This is a genomic window from Mitsuokella apri, from assembly GCF_051886055.1.
GTDB lineage: Bacteria > Bacillota > Negativicutes > Selenomonadales > Selenomonadaceae > Mitsuokella.
Map to the genome: position 1 here is coordinate 1 of NZ_JBJEXT010000073.1, position 21,356 is coordinate 21,356.

Here is a 21,356-nt window from a genome sequence, read left to right on the forward strand (position 1 = left end):
CTCAACGTGAGAAGTCATCGGGAACATGTCGACGGGCTGGACTTTTTTTGCCTTGTAGCCGAGCGGTTCGAGGACGGCGAGGTCGCGCGCGAGGCTCGCAGGGTTGCACGAGACGTAGACAATGCGTTCGGGGTGCATATTGGCAAACGTCTTGAGGACCGTTTCCGTGCAGCCGGCGCGCGGCGGGTCGACGACGACGACATCGGCGCGCACGCCCTGTTTGTAGAGGCGCGGCATGACTTCCGTCGCGTCGCCGACAATGAATTCGGCATTGCGCACGTTGTTGTCGCGGGCGTTTTTCTGCGCGTCGAGGATGGCCGGCTTGACGATTTCGATGCCGTAAACCTCATGCGCCTTCTGCGCGAGGAACAAAGTAATCGTACCCGTGCCGCAGTAGGCGTCGATGACCGTCTCTTCGCCCTTGAGGTTGGCAAATTCGAGGGCCTTGTTGTAGAGCACTTCGGCCTGCGCCGTATTGACCTGGAAGAACGAACGCGGCGAGATATGGAACGTCAGGCGGCCGATGCGGTCGAGGATGGTCGGCTTGCCCCAGAGCAGCTTCGTCTCGCGGCCCATGATGACGTTGTTGCGGTACGTCTGGATATTCTGATGCACGCTGACGGCCTGCGGCAGTTTCCTGCGCAGGGCCTTGACGAATTCCTTTTCGCGCGGCAGCTGCTTTGTCGCCGTGACGATGACGACCATGAGCTCACCCTTTTCACCGACGCGGCCGACGACGTGACGCACGACGCCCGTGTGTTTGTCTTCATTGTAGACGGGGATGCGCAGGGATGTAATGATTTCTCTGACGGCATTGACGATTTCGTTATTGCCTTCTTTTTGAATGTGGCAGTCGCGCGTGTCGATGATCTCGTGGCTGCCCTGCGCAAAGCAGCCGATGATCGTCTTTCCCTTTTCACGGCCGACGGGGAACTGCATTTTGTTGCGGTAGTTCCACGGATTCGCAGCGCCGAGCGTCGGCTCGACGAAGACGTCCTTCTGGCCGCCGATGCGCGTGATGGCGTCGATGACCTGCTGGCGCTTCGCCTTGAGCTGGGCCATGTAATCGAGGTGCTGCAGCTGGCAGCCGCCGCATTGGTCGTAAATCTCGCAGACGGGCTTGACGCGGTCGGCGCTTTTTCTGAGAATTTCGGTAAGGCGTGCCCTTGCATACGTCTTCTTGACTTCAGTGATGACAGCCCTGACCTCTTCCCCCGGCAGTGCATAGGGCACAAAGACCGTGAAGTCCTCATAGCGCCCCACGCCCTCGCCGCTTGTGCCAAGCGTGTGAATCTCGATTTCGTATGATTTTCCTTTTTCGACGGGAACTTGATGTTTCATACTTTTTCCTTTCCATTCCATTCGTTATATTATCTTATTATTTTACCGCAAATTCGACCTTTTCGAAGAGCTCCTCTGGTTTTGCAAGGATGACTTTTGCACCGTGTTCGAGAAGTTCTTTTTCTGGGCGAAAGCCCCAGAGCACGCCGACGGGCAGGAAGCCAGCATTGACGGCCGTGTCCATATCGACGCTCGTATCGCCAAAGTATGCGACTTCCTCCGGTTTCACGCCGTACTCCTTCGCCATCATCAACGGCTTCGTCGGGTCCGGCTTAATCGGCAGCCCCGGACGGTCGCCCATGACCGTCGTAAACGTGCCTTTAGGGAACATGCCTCCAATAATTTCATCCGCTGCCTGCTGATGCTTGTTCGTGCAGACCCCCATCGGGATGCCCATGTCTTTGAGCTTATCGAGCAGCGGCTGAATGCCTTTAAAGGGTCCCGTATGGTCGCGGTGATGCTCGTAAATTTCCTGATAGCGCTTCATCGCCTCGAGCACAAACGCTTCGTCCTGAGCCTTATCCTTCGGCAGCGTGCGCTCGATGAGTTTTTTCGAGCCGTTGCCGAGAAAATAGCGGTATTCCTCAACCGTATGCGTTGGGAAACCGTACGACTTGAGCATTTCGTTGACACTGATGGCAAGGTCCTCGAGCGTATCGACGAGCGTGCCGTCGAGGTCAAAAATCGCTGCTTTATACTGCAAAGAGAAGATCCCCTTCCTGAATTTTCCTGAATTTTATTCTATCGCTTCATATGCTGCATTTATTGTTATCTTTATAATAGTTTCGTTTTTTCCTGCAAAAAACCTTCCCCGAAGGGAAGGTTTTCTTACCTACTATATCAATATATCAGTCGGCGAGCTTTTCGGCAAGCATCTTGTTGACCATTTGCGGATTGGCTTTGCCGCGCGTGGCCTTCATGACCTGACCGACGAGGGCGCCGATGGCCTTCTTCTTGCCGCCCTTGTACTCGGCGACGGCCTTCGGATTGGCTGCAATGGCCGCGTCGACGGCTGCCTCGATGGCACCCGTATCCGTGATCTGGACGAGGCCCTTGTCCTTGACGATTTTCTCCGGCTCGTCCGGATTCGTCCACATCTCCTTGAAGACCTTCTTCGCGATCTTGCCGGAAATCGTGTCCTTCATGATTAGACCGATCATCTTGCCAAGACGTTCGGCGCTGACCGGAGACTTCGCGATGTCGAGACCGTCCTCGTTGAGGTTCTTCGCGAGGTCGCCCATGATCCAGTTCGCCGCAAGTTTCGGGTCAGCACCCGTCGCGACGACGGCGTCGAAGTACTCGGCCATTGCGCGCGAACTCGTGATGATGCCGGCATCGTACGTCGAAAGGCCGTAATCCTTTTCGAGGCGGGCGCGGCGGGCATCGGGCAGTTCCGGCAGCTCGCTTCTGTATTTTTCAATCGTCTCTTCGCTCGTGACGATTGGCGGCAGGTCCGGCTCCGGCATGTAGCGGTAGTCGTGTGCGTTTTCCTTGCTGCGCATCGACAGCGTGATGCCGCGGGCCGGGTCGAACGTGCGCGTCTCCTGAATGACATGGCCGCCGTCCTCAAGCACCTCTTCCTGACGCTCAATCTCGTAATTGATGGCATCTTCGAGATTCTTGAAGGAGTTGATGTTCTTCATCTCCGTGCGCGTGCCAAGCTCTTTCGTGCCGGCCGGGCGCAGTGAGACGTTGATATCGGCACGCAGATTGCCCTCTTCCATGCGGCAGTTCGACACGTCGATATACTCCATGATGGCCTTGATCTTTTCCATATAAGCGCGGGCTTCTTCGGCAGAACGCAGGTCAGGCTCCGAAACAATCTCGAGAAGCGGCACGCCCGTGCGGTTATAATCGACGTTGCTCGAAGCGGAATCCTTAATCGTCGTGCCCGAATGCACGAGCTTGCCGGCGTCTTCTTCCATATGGATGCGCGTCAGGCGGATGCGCTTTTTCTCGCCGTCGACATCGATATCGACCCAGCCGTGCTCGGCAATCGGCAGGTCATACTGCGACGTCTGCCAGTTTTTCGGCAAATCCGGATAGTAGTAGTTCTTGCGGTCGAACTTGCTGTACTTGTTAATCGTGCAGTTCGTCGCGAGGCCGGCCTTGATGCCGAATTCGACGACGCGCTTGTTGACAGTCGGCAGGACGCCCGGCAGTCCGAGGCACACAGGGCAGACATGCGTGTTCTGTTCGGCGCCGAAGCCCGTGGCACAGCCGCAGAAAATTTTCGTTTTCGTCTTGAGTTCGCAGTGAATCTCAAGGCCAATGACTGCTTCGTATTTCATCAGTTTTTCCCTCCAAGCTTCGCCATCGTGTTATGGTAGTCCTGACTCTGCTCATACGTATAAGCCGTGCGGATGAGCGTTTCCTCCGCGAGCGGCTTGCCGATGATCTGCAGGCCGATGGGCAGGCCCTTGCTGCTGCGGCCGCACGGAATGGAGATGCCCGGCAGGCCGGCGAGGTTGAGTGGTACGGTGCAGACATCCTGCAGGTACATCTGCAGCGGGTCTGCCATCATTTCGCCAATCTTGAAGGCCGGCGTCGGGGCCGTCGGAGCCATGATGACATCGACTTTCTTGAAGGCTTCCATATAATCCTGCTGTACAAGCGTGCGGACCTTCAGAGCCTTGAGGTAATAGGCATCGTAGTAGCCGGCAGAAAGGGCGTAGTTGCCGATCATGATGCGGCGCTTGACTTCCTCGCCGAACTTCTCATCGCGCGTATTCGTCATCATCTGCACGAGGTCCTCGCCGTCGACGCGCTCGCCGTAGCTGACGCCGTCGTAACGCTCGAGGTTCGTTGCAGCCTCGGCCGGTGCAATCAGGTAGTACGTCGAAATCGCGTACTCCGTATGCGGCAGCGAAATCTCGACGACCTCGGCACCGAGCTCCTCGTACTTCTTGATGGCCGTGCGGATGGCCTGCTCGACCTCGGGGTCCATGCCCTTGACGAAGTACTCCTTCGGCAGGCCGATTTTGAGGCCTTTGACATCCTCGACGAGGGACTTCGTGTAGTCCGGCACCTCGGCCGTGCTCGACGTCGAATCCATCTCGTCGTGGCCGGCAATGATGTTCAGGATATTCGCACAGTCCGTCACATCGCGCGTCAGCGGGCCAATCTGGTCGAGAGAAGATGCATAAGCGACGAGGCCGTAGCGCGAAACGCGGCCGTACGTCGGTTTCATGCCGACGACACCGCAGAACGAAGCCGGCTGGCGGATGGATCCGCCCGTATCAGAGCCGAGGGCCCAGATGGCCGTGCCGGCCGCGACAGCTGCGGCGCTGCCGCCCGAAGAACCTCCCGGCACGCAGTCAAGGTGCCACGGGTTATGCGTCACATGGTAAGCGGAATTCTCCGTCGAACCGCCCATGGCAAACTCATCCATGTTGGCCTTGCCGAGGATGACCGGATTCTCTTTCTTGAGCTTCGTCATGACCGTCGCATCGTAAGGCGGCACGAAATGCTCGAGAATTTTCGAAGCGCACGTCGTCTTCATGCCTTTCGTGCAGATATTGTCCTTAATGGCGCCCGGAATGCCCTCGAGGAAGGAGATTTCCTCCCCCTTGGCAATCTTTTCGTCGACCGCAGCGGCCTGAGCAAGGGCCTCTTCGCGCGTAATCGTCAGATACGCTTCAACGTCGCCCTCGACCTCATCGATGCGCGCAAGCACGTCCTTCGTGAGCTCGGTCGAAGTGATTTCTTTCTTAACGAGCATGTCGTGCAGGACATGCGCCGGTTTGTCATATAATCTCACAGTCTTCCCCTCCGTCAGTCCTCAAGTACCTTCGGCACCTTGAAATAACCATCTTCCTGCAGCGGTGCGTTAGCAAGGGCTTCCTCACGCGGCAGCGACGGCTTCACAACATCTTCACGGAAGACATTCTGCATCGGCAGGGCGTACGTGGTCGGCTTGACGTTTTCCGTATCAACCTGCGAGAGATTATCCATGTACGTCAGAATGGAATCCATCTGCTTGATATACGTCTCGGCCTTGTCCGCCGGCACCGAAAGGCGGGAGAGAACAGCGACGTTCTCGAGATCTTCTTTCGTTACTTTCATATTCTTAATTCACCATCCAAAATTGCATTTGTGAAAAAATAAAAACACGGTTCTATTATAGCACATATCCACCCAAAAAGAGAACCGCCTGCCGAAAGGGACAGGCGGAGTTTTAGAACATGGTAATCGGGTCGATATCAATGGCGACATCGGCGCGCAAATGAAGTTTTTCTTCTTTGAGAAAGTCATGTACAGCATCAAGGTCCATGGTCTTGATGAGCACGACAAAGCGGTAAATGCCGCGGAAGCAGGCAATGACCGCCGGTGCCGGCCCGATGATCTGATGGCCGCGCTGTCCTGCAAAATGAAGTTCAAACGCCTTGACTAGCGCCGTGGCTCTGTCACGCGCTTTTGTCTCGTCCTCATCCTGATAGAGGAGCTTGACGAGGCGGCTGAAAGGCGGATAAAAAAGTTCTTTGCGCAGGGCGAGTTCTTTTTGGAAGAAGCCCTCATAATCCTGCCGAATGCCGCAGGCCACGGCATAATGCGTGGGATTGTACGTCTGGATGACGACTTCGCCGCGCTGCTCATGGCGGCCGGCACGGCCTGCTGTCTGTGTAATCAGCATGAAACAGCGCTCCGCTGCGCGGAAATCCGGCATATTGAGGCTGGAATCCGCGCTGATAACGCCGACAGCCGTGACATTGGGGATGTCGTGCCCCTTCGCGACCATCTGCGTGCCGAGCAGGATATCGTACTCGCCGCGCCGGAAGCTCTCAAGGATTTCCTGATGCGCGAATTTTGACGTGGTCGTATCGCGGTCCATGCGGATGACGCGTGCAGAAGGCACAAGCTCTCTTAGTTCCTGTTCAAGTTTTTCCGTACCGGAGCCAAAATACTTGATATAGCGGCTGCCGCACTTCGGGCAGATATCGGGCACAAGTTCCTGTACATCGCAGTGATGGCACTTTAGCTGTCCGTTCTTATGATAGACGAGCGGCAGACCGCAGTAACGGCAGCGGATGACCTCGCCGCACGAACGGCACATGACAAAGGTCGAAAAACCGCGGCGGTTCAGCATGATGATGACCTGCTGACGGTGCGCAATGGTCCTTTCGATGAGTTCCTGCAGGGCACGCGAGATGATGTGGCGATTGCCCATATGCAGTTCCTGACGCATATCCACGCAATGCACGACAGGCAGGGGCATATCGCCGATGCGGCGCGGCATATTTAAAAGTGTGAACTCCCCTGTCTTGGCGCGGTAATACGACTCAAGGGACGGCGTCGCGCTGCCGAGCAGCAGAACGGCGTCATTTACTTTGGCAATTTTCTCCGCCACAACGCGTGCATGGTAGCGCGGCGATTCGTCCTGCTTGTAGCTCATGTCCTGTTCCTCATCGAGGATGATCAGACCGATATCTTCAGCCGGCGTAAAAAGGGCCGAACGCGCACCGATGATAATGCCGGCTTCCGCGCGCCGCACGCGCAGAATCGCATCATTGCGCTCGGCAAGACTCAGCCGGCTGTGCACGACGACGAGGTCATCGGGGAAATACGCTTTGAAGGCCATGACGACCTGACCTGTCAGCGCGATTTCCGGCACGAGCACGATGACGCGGCGGCCGGCCGCGCGGACTTTTTCCGCGAGCTCGATATAGACCTGCGTCTTGCCGCTGCCCGTGACGCCCTTCAATAAAAAGCCCTGATATTTTGCCGCCTCGATAGCCGGCATTACAGCGTGCACAACCTGCTGCTGGTCATCCGTGAGCTCAATCTGCTGCTTTTTCGCCTTTGCCCCGCGGTAGCTGTCGCGCAGGACGCGGCGGCGGCGCAGCTCAATGAGGCCCGTCTCCGCAAGGTTCTTAACCGTTGCCGGCGTCACCTGCTGTTCTTTGAGCTCTGCCATACTCTGCTGAGGACGTTCCTGCAGCAGTTTCAGCAGATGTGCCTGTGCCTTTTTGCGATGAAACTGCTGCAAAAGCTCCGGCGTCACTTCTGCTGTCAGCACGACAAAGCGCTCATACTGTGCGGCATCGCGCTTCTGCGCTTCGTATTCCTTATGCACGATATGATATTTCTGCATCTTGTCGAGCATATCGGCAAGACCGTCCTGCCATTCCGGCAGAGCTTTTGCCAGTGCCGACTTTTTTTGCGGCCCTTCCTGTAACAGATAATAGAAGATTGCCCTGCAGGCCGGCATATTCATGAGGATATGCTGTGCCTGCGACTCATCGGCCTCATAAAGTACGGAAATATGCAGGCCGCTCTTGCCCGGCATAAAGAGGCGCATGATTTCTGCCAGAGAACAGAGATAAAAATTCGCGAGCCAGCGTGCCACGCGGATCATCTGCGGCGAGAACCAGCCTTCCTCATCGACGGCCGCGATGATATCCTTGAGATTGATGCCTTCCGGTTCCTTTGCGCCCTCGTGTGTCTCGACGACAAAACCCTCGACCTTGCGGCCGCCAAACGGCACAAAAACGCGCCAGCCAGCCTCAATTTGCGCGAGGCTGTCCGGCACACGGTACGTATAAGCCCGTGCAATGCTCTTGACGGGGATATTTACGAAAACATCGGCTGTCTTCATACTAGCGATTCCTTATTTCTTCTATAGAATATACTCCCCATTATACAATAGATTCACTCAACCGACAATCCGACATCGTTGCGCAGCTGCACGGCTTCCGCGATGTGTTTGGCCTCGATATTTTTGGCGTCGTCGAGGTCCGCAATCGTGCGGCCGACTTTGATGATACGGTCATACGAACGCGCCGAAAGATTCATGCGCCGGAACGCCATCTCGAGAAGCTGCTGCGCATCCTGTGTCAAAAAACAGGTTCTCTTTAAAATGGCATGATTCATCTGAGCATTGCAGAAAATGCCGTAAGAGTGCAGTCTTGCCGTCTGCTTAGCCCTTGCCGCTTCCACGCGGCTGCGGATGCTCGCCGATGATTCCGCCTTTTTCGTGGAAGACAGTTCCTGGTACTTGACGCGCGGCACGCGGATATGGATGTCGATGCGGTCGAGCAAGGGACCTGAAATGCGCCGCGTGTAACGCCGGATTTCGCCAGGGGAACACTCACAGGTTCTGCCGCCCTCTTCATCGCCGTAATAACCGCAGGGACAGGGATTCATCGCGCAGACGAGAATCATGCTCGAGGGAAATGTCAGCGAAGCATGCACGCGTGAAATCGTCACGGCCCTGTCCTCAAGCGGCTGCCGCAGGACTTCGAGCGTCGCCTTGGAAAACTCGGGCAGTTCGTCGAGAAACAACACGCCGTGATGGGCAAGCGTGACTTCACCGGGCCGCGGCACACTGCCGCCGCCAATCATCGCAACCATGGATGTCGTATGATGCGGACTGCGGAACGGCCTCTGCCGCACAAGGCCGCCGCCCTGCGGCAGGAGCCCGGCAATGCTGTAAATTTTTGTGACTTCCAAGGCCTCTTCGCGCGTCAGGCGCGGCAGGATGGAACTCAGGCGCCGCGCGAGCATCGTCTTGCCGGAGCCCGGCACGCCGACCATCAGGAGATTGTGGCCGCCCGCGGCAGCAATCTCAAGGGCCCGCTTGGCCTGAAACTGTCCCTGCACATCGGCAAAATCCTCCAGAAGCGGCGAATCTTCCTCTCCTTCATCCGGCACGGCAGGCTGCAGGGCTTCCTGCCCGTTGAAAAAAGCCACGGCCTGGCGCAGATGGTCGAGTATATAAACCTGAATGCCCTCGACGAGCAGGGCTTCATTGGCATTGCCGCGTGCGACAAAGACGGAAGTCAGCCCCTCTTTCCGCGCTGCGATGACCATCGGCAGGATGCCGCGTACGGGCCGGCACTCCCCTTCAAGCGACAGTTCCGCCGCAAAAAAAGATTTCTGCAGGCAGTCTACCGGCAAAACGCCGTAAGCCGCCAAAAGCCCCATGGCAATCGGCAGATCGAGTCCGGGACTGTCCTTGCGAATGCCGGCCGGCGCGAGATTGATGGTGACTTTTTCCTGCCGCAGCTGAATGCCCGCATTGCGTATGGCCGTGCGCACGCGCTCTTTTGACTCGCGCACAGAAGTGTCGGGCAGTCCGACGATATCAAAAGCCGGCAGCCCTGCCGCTGAATCGACTTCTACCGCAATGATGAGGCCATCGACGCCGAGCGTCGTACCGCCAAAAGACCTTGCAAACAAGAGAATCCCTCCTCACTCCGTCTTTCTTTTCTTTTCCTATTCACACCTCAAAGGCTCCCCGCAGATGATTGAAGGACCACGTTTTCCCCGCTGCATAGACCTCTAAGACATCAAAACGACAGAGGTAGCTCTCTAGATGCCTCTGCCGCAGAAACCAGCGTGCAGACTGGATGATTTTCTGTTGTTTATGATAGCCAACAGCCGCGGCCGGCCGCCCAAAGCGGCGCGTACGCCTTGTCTTGACTTCGACAAAGACGACAGTCTGTCCGAGGCGCGTAATGATATCGATTTCTCCCTGCGGCGTACGAAAATTGCGCGCAAGGATTGCGTGACCCTGACGTTCTAAAAAAACAGCAGCCGCTTCTTCGCCCTGACTGCCCAGCAGTTTCGCATCATTTGTTGCCATCGCCTTTTCTCCATTTTAGACAAAATTGCTATTAATTCTTATAGATTTATTATAGAATGTCTACTGGAGATAGTCAAGCCATTAAAAATCTCGTACCAGTGAACGAACCGGTTCAAAAGAACGGCGGTGAATGGGACAGGGGCCATATTTTTTTAAGGCTTCAATATGCTGCGCCGTACCATACCCCTTATGCTGTGCAAAGCCGTATTCCGGATAAATCTTATCGTATTCATCCATAAGCCTGTCACGCGTGACTTTGGCAATGATGGAAGCAGCCGCAATCGAAGCCGATTTTGCATCGCCCTTGATGATGGGCAGAGACGACATCGGCAGATTTTCAAGCGGCACGGCGTCGATGAGGACCTTCTGCGGCTCCGGCCGCAGGGAGAAAATGGCCTCGTACATGCCATTGATCGTCGCCTGATAGATATTGACGCGGTCGATGGTCTGCGCATCAATGAGAGCCGTGCCCACGGCAAGGGCCTTTTCCTGAATCTCGTCAAAAAGTTCCTCGCGGACCTTGGCTGAGATTTTCTTCGAATCGTTGAGCTTCGGCAGACAAAGATCATGCGGCAGGATGACAGCCGCGACGGAAACAGGACCTGCCAAAGGGCCGCGTCCTGCCTCATCGACGCCCGCGACAATCTCGTATCCCTCTTTCCATGCCTCATGCTCATAGGCATACATCGAAAGAAGCCGCGCGTGTTCGGCCTGCATTTTTTCATAGCGGTGCACGAGTCTTGCCGTGGCCTTGCGCGAATCTTCCCGGCAGGCCGCGAGGAATTCCTCACTGACCTCACCAGAATTCAGGGCCGCCTCAAGCTCTTTTATCGTATAATCTGCAATTGCTTTCATTTTGATTCTGTGCACCCGCCTTCCGGCACTTTAGGCATTTCTGGAACTTCGTCAAGCGTCACAAGTCCGAGTTTGCCGCTGCGGAACTCCGTCAGCACGATATTCTGCGCCTTTTCAAGGTCCACGACACCGCCCTTCACGAGGCAGCCGCGCTTGCGGCCGATGGCCTCGAGAAGCGCGAGACCGTCTTCCGGCATCTCGCCCTTGAATTTAAAGCGTTCCTGCAGACGCTCGGGATAATCGCGGCGCATGACGGATAAAAGCAGGGCCGTGACCTGCTCGCGGTCGTAAATATCATCGTTGATGGCTCCCGTAAACGCGAGCTTAAGGCCCACGGTCTGGTCCTCAAACTTTGGCCAGAGAATGCCCGGCGTATCGAGAAGGTCAAGCGAAGCGCCGATCTTAATCCACTGTTTTGCGCGCGTCACACCCGGTTTGTCGGCGGCCTTGGCCTTGACGGCACCGGCGAGACGGTTAATGAGAGACGATTTGCCGACATTCGGGATGCCTAAGATCATGCAGCGCGCTGCCCGCGGACGCCCGCCATTCTTGACAAAGCGGTCCGTCTTCGGCCGCGCAAGTTCTTCGGCCTGACGCACGAGCTGCTTCATGCCGCGTCCTTTGACCGAATCAATCGCGACAGCCGGCAGCCCCTGCGCGCGGAAATACGCAAGCCAGCGCTTCGTGCTGGCCGCATCGGCAAGGTCCGACTTATTGAGGGCGATGAGCCGCGGCTTGTCCCTGATGATTTCCGCAAGCATCGGATTGGCACTGCTCGCAGGGATCCGTGCATCGAGAAGCTCGATGACCACATCGACGAGTTTCAGATTTTCCTCAATCAGGCGCTGTGCCTTTTTCATATGTCCCGGGAACCACTGAATGCCCGGCAGTTCATTTCTTTTTTCCTGTTCCATGTATCTTCCTCCGCAAAAAATTTATCTTCATTATAACATAGCCGGCATTTTAAGAGAAACTCCTCTTTCATCATGATACAATAGATATTATACAAGATGACAAGATGACATGATATCATGATATAATGAAACTATCCGGATATGGATATGGATTCAGTCAGGAGTGATTTACATGAAAAAATATGCCTTGATTCCTGCCCTTGCCCTGACGGCCTGCGCCGCCTTCATGCCTGTGGCTTCCGCATCATTTGGCACGGGCATCGGCGTGTCGTTTCCGACCTCGGGCTCGCACAGCACGGAAATCGTGCCGTCCTATGCAGCTTTCAGCTTTGACAATATCGTTGAAGAACTGACGGTCGAGCAAAAACACGGCCGTCTCGTCATGGAGCTCAAAGTCACGAACGACGGCGACAGCGACTATTCCATCGCCCACCGCGACGGACAGGTCTATGACTTCGCCATCCTCGACAAAAACGGCAAGACGCTTTACCAGTGGTCGAATGGCATGGCATTCACGCAGGCCCTGACAAGCTCGTCTGTCGCTGCCCATAAGAGCGAAGTCTACACGGCTGAACTTGACAGCAAGGCCTATCGCAAAATCAAAGAAGACGGTGTCCTTGTGACGGCCTGGCTCGTCGACACGCCTTACAAAATCACCACGCGCATGCCGACAAAAGTCGGCAGTTCCACGCCTGTGACCCTGCACGGCGGCATCATCATCGGCAACGGTCCCTGGTACGATGATTGAGCTGACAGCATCGACAGGCAAACAGCCAGACAAAATGTGACGAACCCCCGCGATTATGCTATACTAGAAGGAATCAATTGATAAAATCTCGATTTGTTAGTTCAAAAAACAAAAGGATGTGTATCATTTTTGGATAGTACAGACGCGGGCCTTTTGCTCGTCTTAGTTTTCCTTTTTCTCATCGCCAGTGCCTTCTTCTCCTTGATTGAAACGGCTTTGACCGAAAGTCACCGCGGCCGTCTTGAAAAGCTCGCGGAAGACGGCAATGCCGATGCAGAAGCCGCGCTCGGCCTGCTTGAAAACGTCGAAGCGCCGCTTTCCCTTGTGCAGGTCGGCATCACGCTCACAGGCCTCCTGCTCGGCCTCTGCACGGGTGCCTTTGTCGCACCGTTCCTCGCCGGTTTCATCAGCTTTCTGCCGCATGCCTCAGCCATCGCGATGATCGTGAGCATCGTCGTCATGACATATATCACGCTGCTCTTCAGTGAATTTCTGCCGAAGAAAAAAGCGGCCCAGAACCCTGAACACATGTTGATGAAATACCACGGCATTGTCGCACGTCTCACAAAACTTGCGCGTCCGTTCATTAAATTTCTTTCAGGCTCAGCCAACGGCGTACTGCTGCTGCTCGGCATCAATCCGCATGTCGAAGACACCGTCACCGAAGATGAAGTCAAGGACCTCATCGAGCAGGGTACAGAGGACGGCACGTTCGAAAAGTCTGAACAGGCCATGGTCGACCGCATCTTCCATATGAGCGACCAGACGGCCTACGCCCTGATGACGCCGCGTACTCAGATGCTCTGGCTTGACCTCACGGATTCCCTGAAGCACAATCTGCGCATCATCCGCGAGCATCCGCAGAATGTCTTCCCTGTCGGCCGCGAGAATCTTGATGATTTCTGCGGCGTACTCTACGCCAAAGACCTCCTCAATGCCTCGCTCGAGCGCAAATCCCTCGACCTTGCGCAGTACATCCGCAAGCCGATGTTCGTGCCGCGCTCCATGGAGACCTTCCGCGTACTCAACAAATTCCGCGATACCGGCATTCACGAAGCCATGGTACTCGATGAATACGGCGGCGTCATCGGCTTCATCACGCTGAACGATATCCTGCAGGAAATCATCGGCGACTCCATGTCGAATGTCGAGCCGGACCCCATCCAGTTCACGCCGCGTGACGAAAATTCGTGGTATGTTGACGGCCTCTGCTCCATTGACGATTTCAAGGAACGCTTTGATATCGCAGAACTCCCCGATGAAGACCACGACCACTACCAGACGATGGGAGGTTTCCTGACTTCTTACTTTGGCTACATTCCCAAAGTCGCAGAAAAATGCAGCTGGAACGCCTTTACCTTCGAAGTCGTCGACATGGACCGCGCCCGCATCGATAAGATTCTCGTGACGCGCGAGGAAAAACCAGCAGAAGAACCGGCAGCGGACGGCAAACAGCCAGCTGCTGAAAACTCCACTGAAACAAAATAACACGATACAAAAGCTCCGGCCAGACAAACGTCATGGCCGGAGCTTTTTGCTTTTATTTATTTACTTTTATTATAGGAAGATTCTCTTCAGACATCCTGACGGGAATCCGTCTTATCTGTCTTATCTGCCGCATCTGCAACTGCAGCAGCATTTTTGTCCGAAGCTGGCTCTGCAGCCTTTTCAGGAGCTTCAGGCTGCTCATCCTCGCTGTTCAGGCAGGCGAGCTTCTTGGCCTTCTCAGCATCTTCTTTGGCATCTTTTTCTTCATCTGCCAAAAGTTTCTGCTCGGCCTCTTTGACTTCCTCTGCTTCTGCCTTATCGCCCTCGAGGATCTTCATGAACTCTTCGCCCGTGATGGTCTCCTTCTCATAGAGGAACGAAGCGAGTTCATCGAGTTTGTCGCGGTGCTCCTCAAGGAGTTTGATGGCCTTCTCATGCTGCCTGCGCACGAGTTCGACCACTTTTTTATCAATCATCTGCTGCGTAGCCGACGAGCAGGCAAGGCTCGTATCGCCGCCGAGGTAGCGGTTGTTGACGGTCTCCATCGCGACCATGTCGAATTCATCGCTCATGCCATAGCGCGTGATCATCGCGCGGGCAAGTTTCGTCGCCTGCTCGATATCGTTCGAGGCACCCGTGCTGACGAGGCCGAATTTGACTTCCTCAGCGGCACGGCCGGCCGTGAATGTCGCAATTTTATTTTCGAGTTCTTCACGCGACAGGATGTATTTATCCTGCTGTTCGACCTGCATCGTATAGCCGAGAGCACCCGATGTACGCGGGATAATCGTGATTTTCTGGACCGGTGCAGAATGCGACTGCAGGGCAGCGACAAGTGCATGGCCGATTTCGTGATAAGCAACCGTGCGTTTCTCCTGGTCCGACAGAATGGCATTCTTTTTCTGATAACCGGCAATGACGACCTCGATGCTTTCCTCGAGGTCCGCCTCGGTTACACTGTCACGGTGCGAGCGGACCGCGCGCAGCGCGCCCTCATTGATGATGTTCGCGAGCTCAGCGCCCGAAGCACCGGCTGCCATGCGCGCAATCGTATGGAAGTTGACATCGTCTGCCAGGCGGACCTTTTTCGCATGGACCTTCAGGATATCCTCACGTCCCTTGAGGTCCGGCAGTTCGACCGGCACACGGCGGTCAAAACGTCCCGGGCGCAGGAGTGCGGGGTCCAGCGACTCCGGACGGTTCGTTGCCGCGAGGATGATGACGCCCGTATTGCCTTCAAAACCATCCATCTCCGTCAGGAGCTGATTGAGTGTCTGCTCGCGCTCGTCATTGCCCATCGCAGCACCCGTACGCTTCTGGCCAATGGCATCAATCTCATCGATGAAGACAATGCACGGCGCCTTTTCCTTGGCCTGTTTGAAGAGGTCGCGGACCTTGGATGCACCCATGCCGACGAACATCTCGACGAATTCAGAGCCGGCAATCGAGAAGAACGGCACACCGGCCTCACCGGCAACAGCCTTCGCGAGCATCGTCTTGCCTGTGCCCGGAGGGCCTACCAGGAGAACGCCCTTTGGCATCGAAGCACCGATGCTCGTGTATTTATCCGGATTATGCAGATAATCGACAATCTCAGAAAGATTTTCCTTCGCCTCATCTTCACCGGCCACATCGCTGAAATGAATGCCCTCGGAAGACGGCACATAAATCTTGGCCTGATTTCCAGAGCCCCCGAACATCATCGAATTGCCTCCGGCCTTATCCATGATTTTGCGGCTCATATACTGGCCAATCGCAAAGAAGATAATGAGGGGCAGAATCCAGGCGAGGAAGAAGCTCATGAGCGGCGAGGTCTCTTCCTTGATATCCTGTGTAAATGTTGCCCCTGATTCCATCAGGCGCTGCGCCAGTGTCGGGTCATTCATGATGCCCGTCTTGTACTTCTTATGGTCATTCTTGACCGTATAGAGAATCTGATTCGACTGAATTTCTACATGGTCAACGGTCTTATCGTCGATGCACTGCATGAACGTGCTGTAATCAACCGGTTCAATCTGCGCCTGTTCCATATAAGGACGGGCCATCTCATTGAACAGCAGGATGAGCGCCAGCACGACGATATAGTAAAATGCCATTGGCTTTTTCGGCGATTTGACTTCTTTCATAAGATTCACCTCCAAATAAATAAACAAAAAAGAAAGGATAAAGAAAGGCCCCCGCGGCCTCGCGCGGGGGCACAGTCATGCCTGTACGTAAAGCGTCTTGACGACAATGTCAACTTCATGCACAATCATGCCCGTCATGAATTCGACGGAACTCCTGACCTTTGTCTGTGCCTGCTTCAAAAGTGTCGGGATATGATTGCCGTAAGTCAGCACGACATTGCAGGAAATCGTGAGACCCTGGTCTTCATCGCCGACAAAGAGATGTTTGACTTTGACATCGCTGACCTTGCTGAAAGGCCCTTCTGCCATGATGACATGGTGAACGATTGACTTGATGGTCGCATCATCGATGATGAGCTTGCCGTAATAGCTGAAAACCGGCCGCACAATGGATTTTTCACCAAGGCGGCGCCGCCTCGTCGACGAGCGCTTAAAAAAAGACTGCAGCGGGTCTATAAGGTAGCCTGAAAAATGAGGCTTGAGCTCAATAGTCGGCACCGGAATGATGTGCTTCCCCTGCTTGATGCGGTAAAAACGCGCCTTCTCCATCTCAGAACGCGTGGCGATATCCTCAATGCGGATGATTTTGGCGATAGGCGGCAGATGCAGGGCCCTCGTAATCTTCTGCACCATGTTCTCCGACGTGCCGAGAATCAGGATGCGATGAGGCTTGGTTTCCTCAATCGCCTTGCGGACTTCTTCGGCATGACCCGGCAGGATAAAAATCGCTCTGCGGACCGCCATAATCCTGCTTTTTTCTTTTTTAGCAGAATGGCCCGCGATGATTTTACCGTCTTTAATGAGAATGCCGTCATCAATGATGGCATCCGCATGATTTTTATGTGCTACAATCAGTGCACGATGGCTTTTGCCGGTCCCGCTCGGACCGACTAAGGCAATGACGTCCATCTATTCTCCCCTTGCTTTCAGAGTTTCTGTGCCGGACGGTAAAGTTTCTCCGCCCAGCAGTCGTCGATGGTAAAGATGCCAACTTCCTGAGGATAACGCGTGGCAAAGCCGTGAAAGTCAGAGCCTCCCGTCACCATGAGGTTATAACGCTTCGCCATATCCATGTAGCGCTCCGTGTCTGCTTCATCATGCTGCGGGTAAAATACCTCAAGCCCCTCTATGCCGCGGCAGCAGAGGTCTTCCACAAGTCTGTCATCCCCTATGAGCTTAGGATGGGCCAGTACCGGCGTACCGCCTGCCGCTTTGATGAGTTCGATGATTTCTTCGACTTCAAGGTGATAGTGCGGCACATACGCGGGCTTCCCCTTCATCAGCATCGTTTCAAAGGCCTCGCGCACAGTCGGAAAATATCCTTTTTTCACGAGGACGCGGCCGATATGAGAACGGCTGATCGAGCGGCTCGCACCAGCGATGGTCAAAACTTCCGTTTCGCTGATCTCATAGCCGAGCTGCTGCAATTTCCCCACCATCTCGCTGAAACGCGTCCAGCGTGCTTCTGTGACATCATTGAGCTTATCGACGAGTTCACCATAATAGATATCAATGTTATATCCTAAAATATGAATCTCACGGGTCGGATGATGGGCACTGAATTCGATGCCTGGGATAATGTGAATTCCTCTTGCAGGGTAAAGACCGTTCTCATACAGATGGCTGATTCCTTCCACCGTATCGTGGTCCGTGATGGCCATATAAGATAAGCCTGCTTCCTTTGCCTTAGCCACGAGTTCCTCGGGGGTCAGTTTGCCGTCCGAGTACGTCGTGTGCATATGCAGATCACTTGGCATCCTTATTTCACTCCTAAATCGTATCTGGAATTCGGTAAAGAGCGTTTACCGCGGTTCTACAATCAGCTTGATAGCGGTACGCTCTTCGCCGTCAATCTTGATATCCGTGAAAGCCGGGATACAAATGAGATCTACGCCATGCGGGGCAACAAAACCACGGGCAATGGCCACGGCTTTGACCGCCTGATTCAAGGCTCCTGCCCCTATGGCCTGCATCTCAGCACTGCCATTCTCACGGATAACGCCAGCTAAGGCACCAGCTACAGAATTTGGATTCGATTTCGCAGAAACTTTCAAGATTTCCATGATGAGCATGACCTCCTTGTTGATCAACTGCTGGAATATTCAATGCTATTCATGCTGCAGCGAATACCGGAACGATTGTTTAATCTACAAAATACCTACTATTTACTTACTATCCAAAACTATTACTAGTTCTATTTATTCGGCGCGTACCCCTGAATTCCTTCTTTTTCGCTTCACTTTCTAGAAAAGAGAAAAGACATTCGTCTTTTAGCAAATCAAAAGTCTTCTTCCCGCAGCAATATGCGCTCAATGCCAACTGTCTTATTTGCTGCGTCATCAATTTCAACTACGAATGCTGAATACACGCAGGGCCCCTCGGCAACGTCAAAACGCACGGGCATGGCCGTCGTGAACTTTCTCAAAATCAAATCCGTCTTGACGCCGAGCACGGAATCATGCGGACCGACCATGCCGAGGTCTGTGATGTAAGCCGTCCCCTTCGGCAGGATGCGTTCATCCGCTGTCTGCACATGCGTATGCGTACCGACCACGCCATTGACGCGGCCATCGAGGTACCAGCCCATGGCGATTTTTTCAGAAGTCGTCTCTGCATGGAAGTCAAGGAAAATAATATCACATTCGTCTTTCATCTCATGCAGCAGTTCTTCGACTTTCTGGAACGGACAGTCGAGTGGCGGCATAAAGGCACGTCCCGAAAGATTCATCACGCCGATATTCTTTGCCTTAAAAGGATACGAGCACCAGCCCCTGCCCGGTGTTCCCTCTGGGTAATTGGCCGGACGAATCAGGAAAGGCTCTTGATCGATGAATTCCAGTACATCTTTTTTATCCCAGACATGATTGCCCGATGTGATGATATCCGCGCCGCCGCGGTAAAGCTCGTCGAGTGATTTGCGCGTAAAGCCCTTGCCGCCCGCAGAATTCTCACCATTGACGATGACGACATCGATTTTCTTTTCCGCGCGCAGACGCGGCGTAATTTTGCAGAATGCCCGTCGGCCGGCATGGCCGATGACATCTCCCACCAACATGACTTTCAAAATTTTTTCCTCTTTTCTATCTTTCGGCGTTTCCGCACCTCATCAGCAGCGAACTCAGCGATTATAGACCACCACGCGGTCTCCCTCGCGCAGTCCGACCATATGCATGCGGAACTGAATTTCCGCGGCCTGACCGAGCATCTGGTCCAATAATTCACTCTGCACGGCAGCAAAATCCTGTTCAAGCGTTTTGAGCGAGTGGCTGTCGACCAGCAGGTTCCTGCCAAAATGTTCCGTAAAGAGACGCGCTATCAACGTCAGCTCATCGCGCTCCAGCGTCGCCACTTCACGCTCCACATGGAACATGACCAGCTTATGTTCCGCCGCGATTTCCTCGCCCCGGATTTCCAGATAGGGCTCCGTGCCGTCCATGAGCGCATGATACGTTGCAATGCTCTCAGAGAGCAGTTTCGTAAAAGCATCGAGCGCCTGCGGCGGATAACTGCCGCGCAGCACAAAATCAAGGGTCAGAGCAACCTTCTGCGGATCATAGGTGACCGAACTGATTTCCGGATAACAGACAAGAAGCGACGCTAAAAACTGAATCCCTGCTTTTTCCTCCGACTGTTTCCGGCGCTGTGATTTAAATCCAAACATGATAGTTCCCTCTTAACAGACTGAGGGTCCGGGACTTCGCCCCGCACCCTCAGTACAGCAGATTTCTTTATTTTGCATAATCGACGACGCGCGTCTCACGGATAACCGTGGCCTTGATCTGGCCAGGATATTCGAGCTCGTCTTCGATTTTCTTGACAATGTTATGAGCAAGAGCCGCAGCTTCTGCGTCATCCACCTTATCCGGTTTGACCATGACGCGAATCTCACGGCCAGCCTGAATGGCAAAGCAGCGTTCGACGCCGTCGAAGGACTCGGCAATCTCTTCGAGGCTCTTAAGGCGTTTGAGATACGATTCAAGGCTCTCACGGCGTGCGCCAGGTCTGGCAGCCGAGACAGCATCAGCAGCAGCGACGAGCACGGATTCGACGCTCGTTGCTTCGACATCACCGTGATGCGACAGAATCGCATTGATGACATCCTTCGATTCGTGATACTTGCGGGCAATATCGGCACCGATGGTCGTATGCGAGCCCTCGACCTCATGGTCAATGGCCTTGCCGATATCGTGCAGCAGACCGCCGCGTTTGGCGAGCATGACATCACAGCCGAGCTCTGCAGCCATGACACCGGCGAGATGCGAGACCTCGATAGAATGATTGAGTACATTCTGGCCGTAACTCGTGCGGTAGCGCAGACGGCCGAGCAGGCGAATGAGCTCCGGATGGAGTCCGTGCACGCCCGTCTCGAATGTTGCCTGTTCGCCGGCTTCCTTGATGCGCTGGTCGACTTCGCGTTTGGCTTTCTCGACCATTTCCTCAATACGGGCCGGATGGATGCGGCCATCCTGAATGAGCTTCTCAAGAGCAATGCGCGCAATTTCGCGGCGCACCGAATCAAAGCCCGACAGGATGACGGCTTCCGGTGTATCATCGATGATGAGATCGATGCCCGTCAGCGTCTCCAGTGTGCGGATATTGCGGCCCTCACGGCCAATGATGCGGCCTTTCATCTCATCGTTTGGCAGAGCTACGACCGAGACCGTCGTCTCAGCGACATGGTCTGCAGCGCAGCGCTGGATAGCCGTAGAAAGAATCTCGCGCGCCTTCTTGTCGGCCTCGTCCTTCGTCTGCTGGACGTATTCCTTGATTTTCATGGCCTTTTCGTGCTTGAGTTCTTCCTCAGCCTCGGCCATGAGCATCGTGCGTGCCTCGTCGGACGTCAGTCCGGAAATGCGCTCCAGTTCAGCTTTCTGCTGTTCATGCATCTCATTGACAGCAGCCTGGCTCTTGTCGAGACGAACCTCTTTGCGCGTCAGCGCTTCCTCGCGTTTTTCGATGGAATCCAGCTTGCGGTCAAGATTTTCCTCTTTCTGCACAACGCGGCGTTCCTGACGCTGGAGCTCCGAACGGCGGTCTTTCGTCTCACGTTCCAGTTCCTGACGCAGGCGATGGATATCTTCCTTCGCCTCGAGTAAAGCTTCTTTCTTTTTCGTCTCGCCACGTTTGGCTGCATCATCTACAATTCGTTTTGCTTCAGCTTCCGCCGAACCGATCTGGGACTCTGCCGTGCGTTTGCGCATGACATAGCCGCAGCCCGCACCGACGATCACTGCTACTATTACCGCTAATATTATTGTAACGATAATATTCACCCCCCTTTTCTTTTTTTGCTTTCATGC

At 54.6% G+C, this 21,356-nt stretch carries 19 protein-coding genes; 2 read left to right on the forward strand and 17 right to left on the reverse strand.

The genetic code is table 11. The features are described from left to right. The 10 genes from rlmD to ylqF form a co-directional block, all read right to left on the reverse strand. Positions 1 to 1,341 (reverse strand): 23S rRNA (uracil(1939)-C(5))-methyltransferase RlmD (rlmD, locus tag ACI4OH_RS11325; protein WP_439784753.1); only part of this gene is annotated, 1,341 nt, incomplete at its 3' end. Between the two features lie 37 nt (positions 1,342 to 1,378). Further along, positions 1,379 to 2,044, reverse strand: coding sequence for an HAD family hydrolase (locus tag ACI4OH_RS11330; protein WP_439784754.1), 666 nt, complete (start codon positions 2,042 to 2,044; stop codon positions 1,379 to 1,381). Positions 2,045 to 2,189: 145 nt separating this feature from the next. Continuing rightward, on the reverse strand, positions 2,190 to 3,632 hold the full coding sequence (gatB, locus tag ACI4OH_RS11335) for an Asp-tRNA(Asn)/Glu-tRNA(Gln) amidotransferase subunit GatB (protein WP_435721336.1): 1,443 nt from the start codon (positions 3,630 to 3,632) through the stop codon (positions 2,190 to 2,192). Beyond that, positions 3,632 to 5,101 (reverse strand): Asp-tRNA(Asn)/Glu-tRNA(Gln) amidotransferase subunit GatA, encoded by a 1,470-nt coding sequence (gene gatA / locus ACI4OH_RS11340; protein ID WP_439784755.1) that lies wholly within the window; start codon positions 5,099 to 5,101, stop codon positions 3,632 to 3,634. The genes gatB and gatA overlap by 1 nt, the downstream gene beginning before the upstream one ends. Before the next feature lie 14 nt (positions 5,102 to 5,115). Beyond that, a complete protein-coding gene (gatC, locus tag ACI4OH_RS11345; protein WP_435721334.1) occupies positions 5,116 to 5,406 on the reverse strand; it encodes an Asp-tRNA(Asn)/Glu-tRNA(Gln) amidotransferase subunit GatC in 291 nt (96 codons plus the stop codon). Between the two features lie 112 nt (positions 5,407 to 5,518). After that, positions 5,519 to 7,936, reverse strand: coding sequence for a primosomal protein N' (gene priA, locus ACI4OH_RS11350; RefSeq protein ID WP_439784756.1), 2,418 nt, complete (start codon positions 7,934 to 7,936; stop codon positions 5,519 to 5,521). Between the two features lie 53 nt (positions 7,937 to 7,989). After that, a complete protein-coding gene (locus tag ACI4OH_RS11355; RefSeq protein ID WP_439784757.1) occupies positions 7,990 to 9,519 on the reverse strand; it encodes a YifB family Mg chelatase-like AAA ATPase in 1,530 nt (509 codons plus the stop codon). Between the two features lie 40 nt (positions 9,520 to 9,559). After that, entirely contained in the window at positions 9,560 to 9,925 is a 366-nt protein-coding gene (locus ACI4OH_RS11360; protein ID WP_439784758.1) for a YraN family protein, read from the reverse strand. Positions 9,926 to 10,006: 81 nt separating this feature from the next. Next, positions 10,007 to 10,780 (reverse strand): ribonuclease HII, encoded by a 774-nt coding sequence (gene rnhB / locus ACI4OH_RS11365; protein ID WP_439784759.1) that lies wholly within the window; start codon positions 10,778 to 10,780, stop codon positions 10,007 to 10,009. Further along, positions 10,777 to 11,694 (reverse strand): ribosome biogenesis GTPase YlqF, encoded by a 918-nt coding sequence (gene ylqF / locus ACI4OH_RS11370; protein WP_432646855.1) that lies wholly within the window; start codon positions 11,692 to 11,694, stop codon positions 10,777 to 10,779. Before ylqF ends, rnhB begins: the two co-directional genes overlap by 4 nt. Before the next feature lie 172 nt (positions 11,695 to 11,866). On the opposite strand from ylqF, the gene ACI4OH_RS11375 reads away from it, so the two are divergent. Both ACI4OH_RS11375 and ACI4OH_RS11380 read left to right on the forward strand, forming a co-directional pair. Next, complete coding sequence (locus ACI4OH_RS11375) at positions 11,867 to 12,442, forward strand: BsuPI-related putative proteinase inhibitor (RefSeq protein WP_435721331.1); 576 nt, start codon at positions 11,867 to 11,869, stop codon at positions 12,440 to 12,442. 129 nt (positions 12,443 to 12,571) lie between these two features. After that, positions 12,572 to 13,930, forward strand: coding sequence for a hemolysin family protein (locus ACI4OH_RS11380; protein ID WP_439784760.1), 1,359 nt, complete (start codon positions 12,572 to 12,574; stop codon positions 13,928 to 13,930). Between the two features lie 86 nt (positions 13,931 to 14,016). Here ACI4OH_RS11380 and ftsH read toward each other — a convergent pair whose 3' ends face one another. The 7 genes from ftsH to rny form a co-directional block, all read right to left on the reverse strand. Continuing rightward, positions 14,017 to 16,056: an ATP-dependent zinc metalloprotease FtsH gene (gene ftsH, locus ACI4OH_RS11385; protein WP_432646852.1), complete on the reverse strand. Its 2,040-nt coding sequence runs from the start codon at positions 16,054 to 16,056 to the stop codon at positions 14,017 to 14,019. Between the two features lie 75 nt (positions 16,057 to 16,131). Further along, the gene (locus ACI4OH_RS11390; protein ID WP_432646851.1) at positions 16,132 to 16,965 is read right to left on the reverse strand and encodes an Asp23/Gls24 family envelope stress response protein; all 834 of its coding nucleotides are present in this window, start codon (positions 16,963 to 16,965) and stop codon (positions 16,132 to 16,134) included. Positions 16,966 to 16,982: 17 nt separating this feature from the next. Continuing rightward, positions 16,983 to 17,813: a phosphatase gene (locus ACI4OH_RS11395; RefSeq protein ID WP_432646850.1), complete on the reverse strand. Its 831-nt coding sequence runs from the start codon at positions 17,811 to 17,813 to the stop codon at positions 16,983 to 16,985. A gap of 45 nt (positions 17,814 to 17,858) precedes the next feature. Then, positions 17,859 to 18,119 carry a stage V sporulation protein S gene (locus tag ACI4OH_RS11400; RefSeq protein WP_118015757.1) on the reverse strand — a complete coding sequence of 87 codons (261 nt, stop codon included), beginning with the start codon at positions 18,117 to 18,119 and terminating at the stop codon, positions 17,859 to 17,861. 215 nt (positions 18,120 to 18,334) lie between these two features. Beyond that, entirely contained in the window at positions 18,335 to 19,120 is a 786-nt protein-coding gene (locus ACI4OH_RS11405) for a TIGR00282 family metallophosphoesterase (RefSeq protein ID WP_435721329.1), read from the reverse strand. A gap of 54 nt (positions 19,121 to 19,174) precedes the next feature. Then, on the reverse strand, positions 19,175 to 19,717 hold the full coding sequence (locus ACI4OH_RS11410) for a hypothetical protein (RefSeq protein WP_435721328.1): 543 nt from the start codon (positions 19,715 to 19,717) through the stop codon (positions 19,175 to 19,177). 67 nt (positions 19,718 to 19,784) lie between these two features. Next, the gene (gene rny, locus ACI4OH_RS11415; protein WP_435721327.1) at positions 19,785 to 21,329 is read right to left on the reverse strand and encodes a ribonuclease Y; all 1,545 of its coding nucleotides are present in this window, start codon (positions 21,327 to 21,329) and stop codon (positions 19,785 to 19,787) included. Positions 21,330 to 21,356 lie beyond the last annotated feature (27 nt).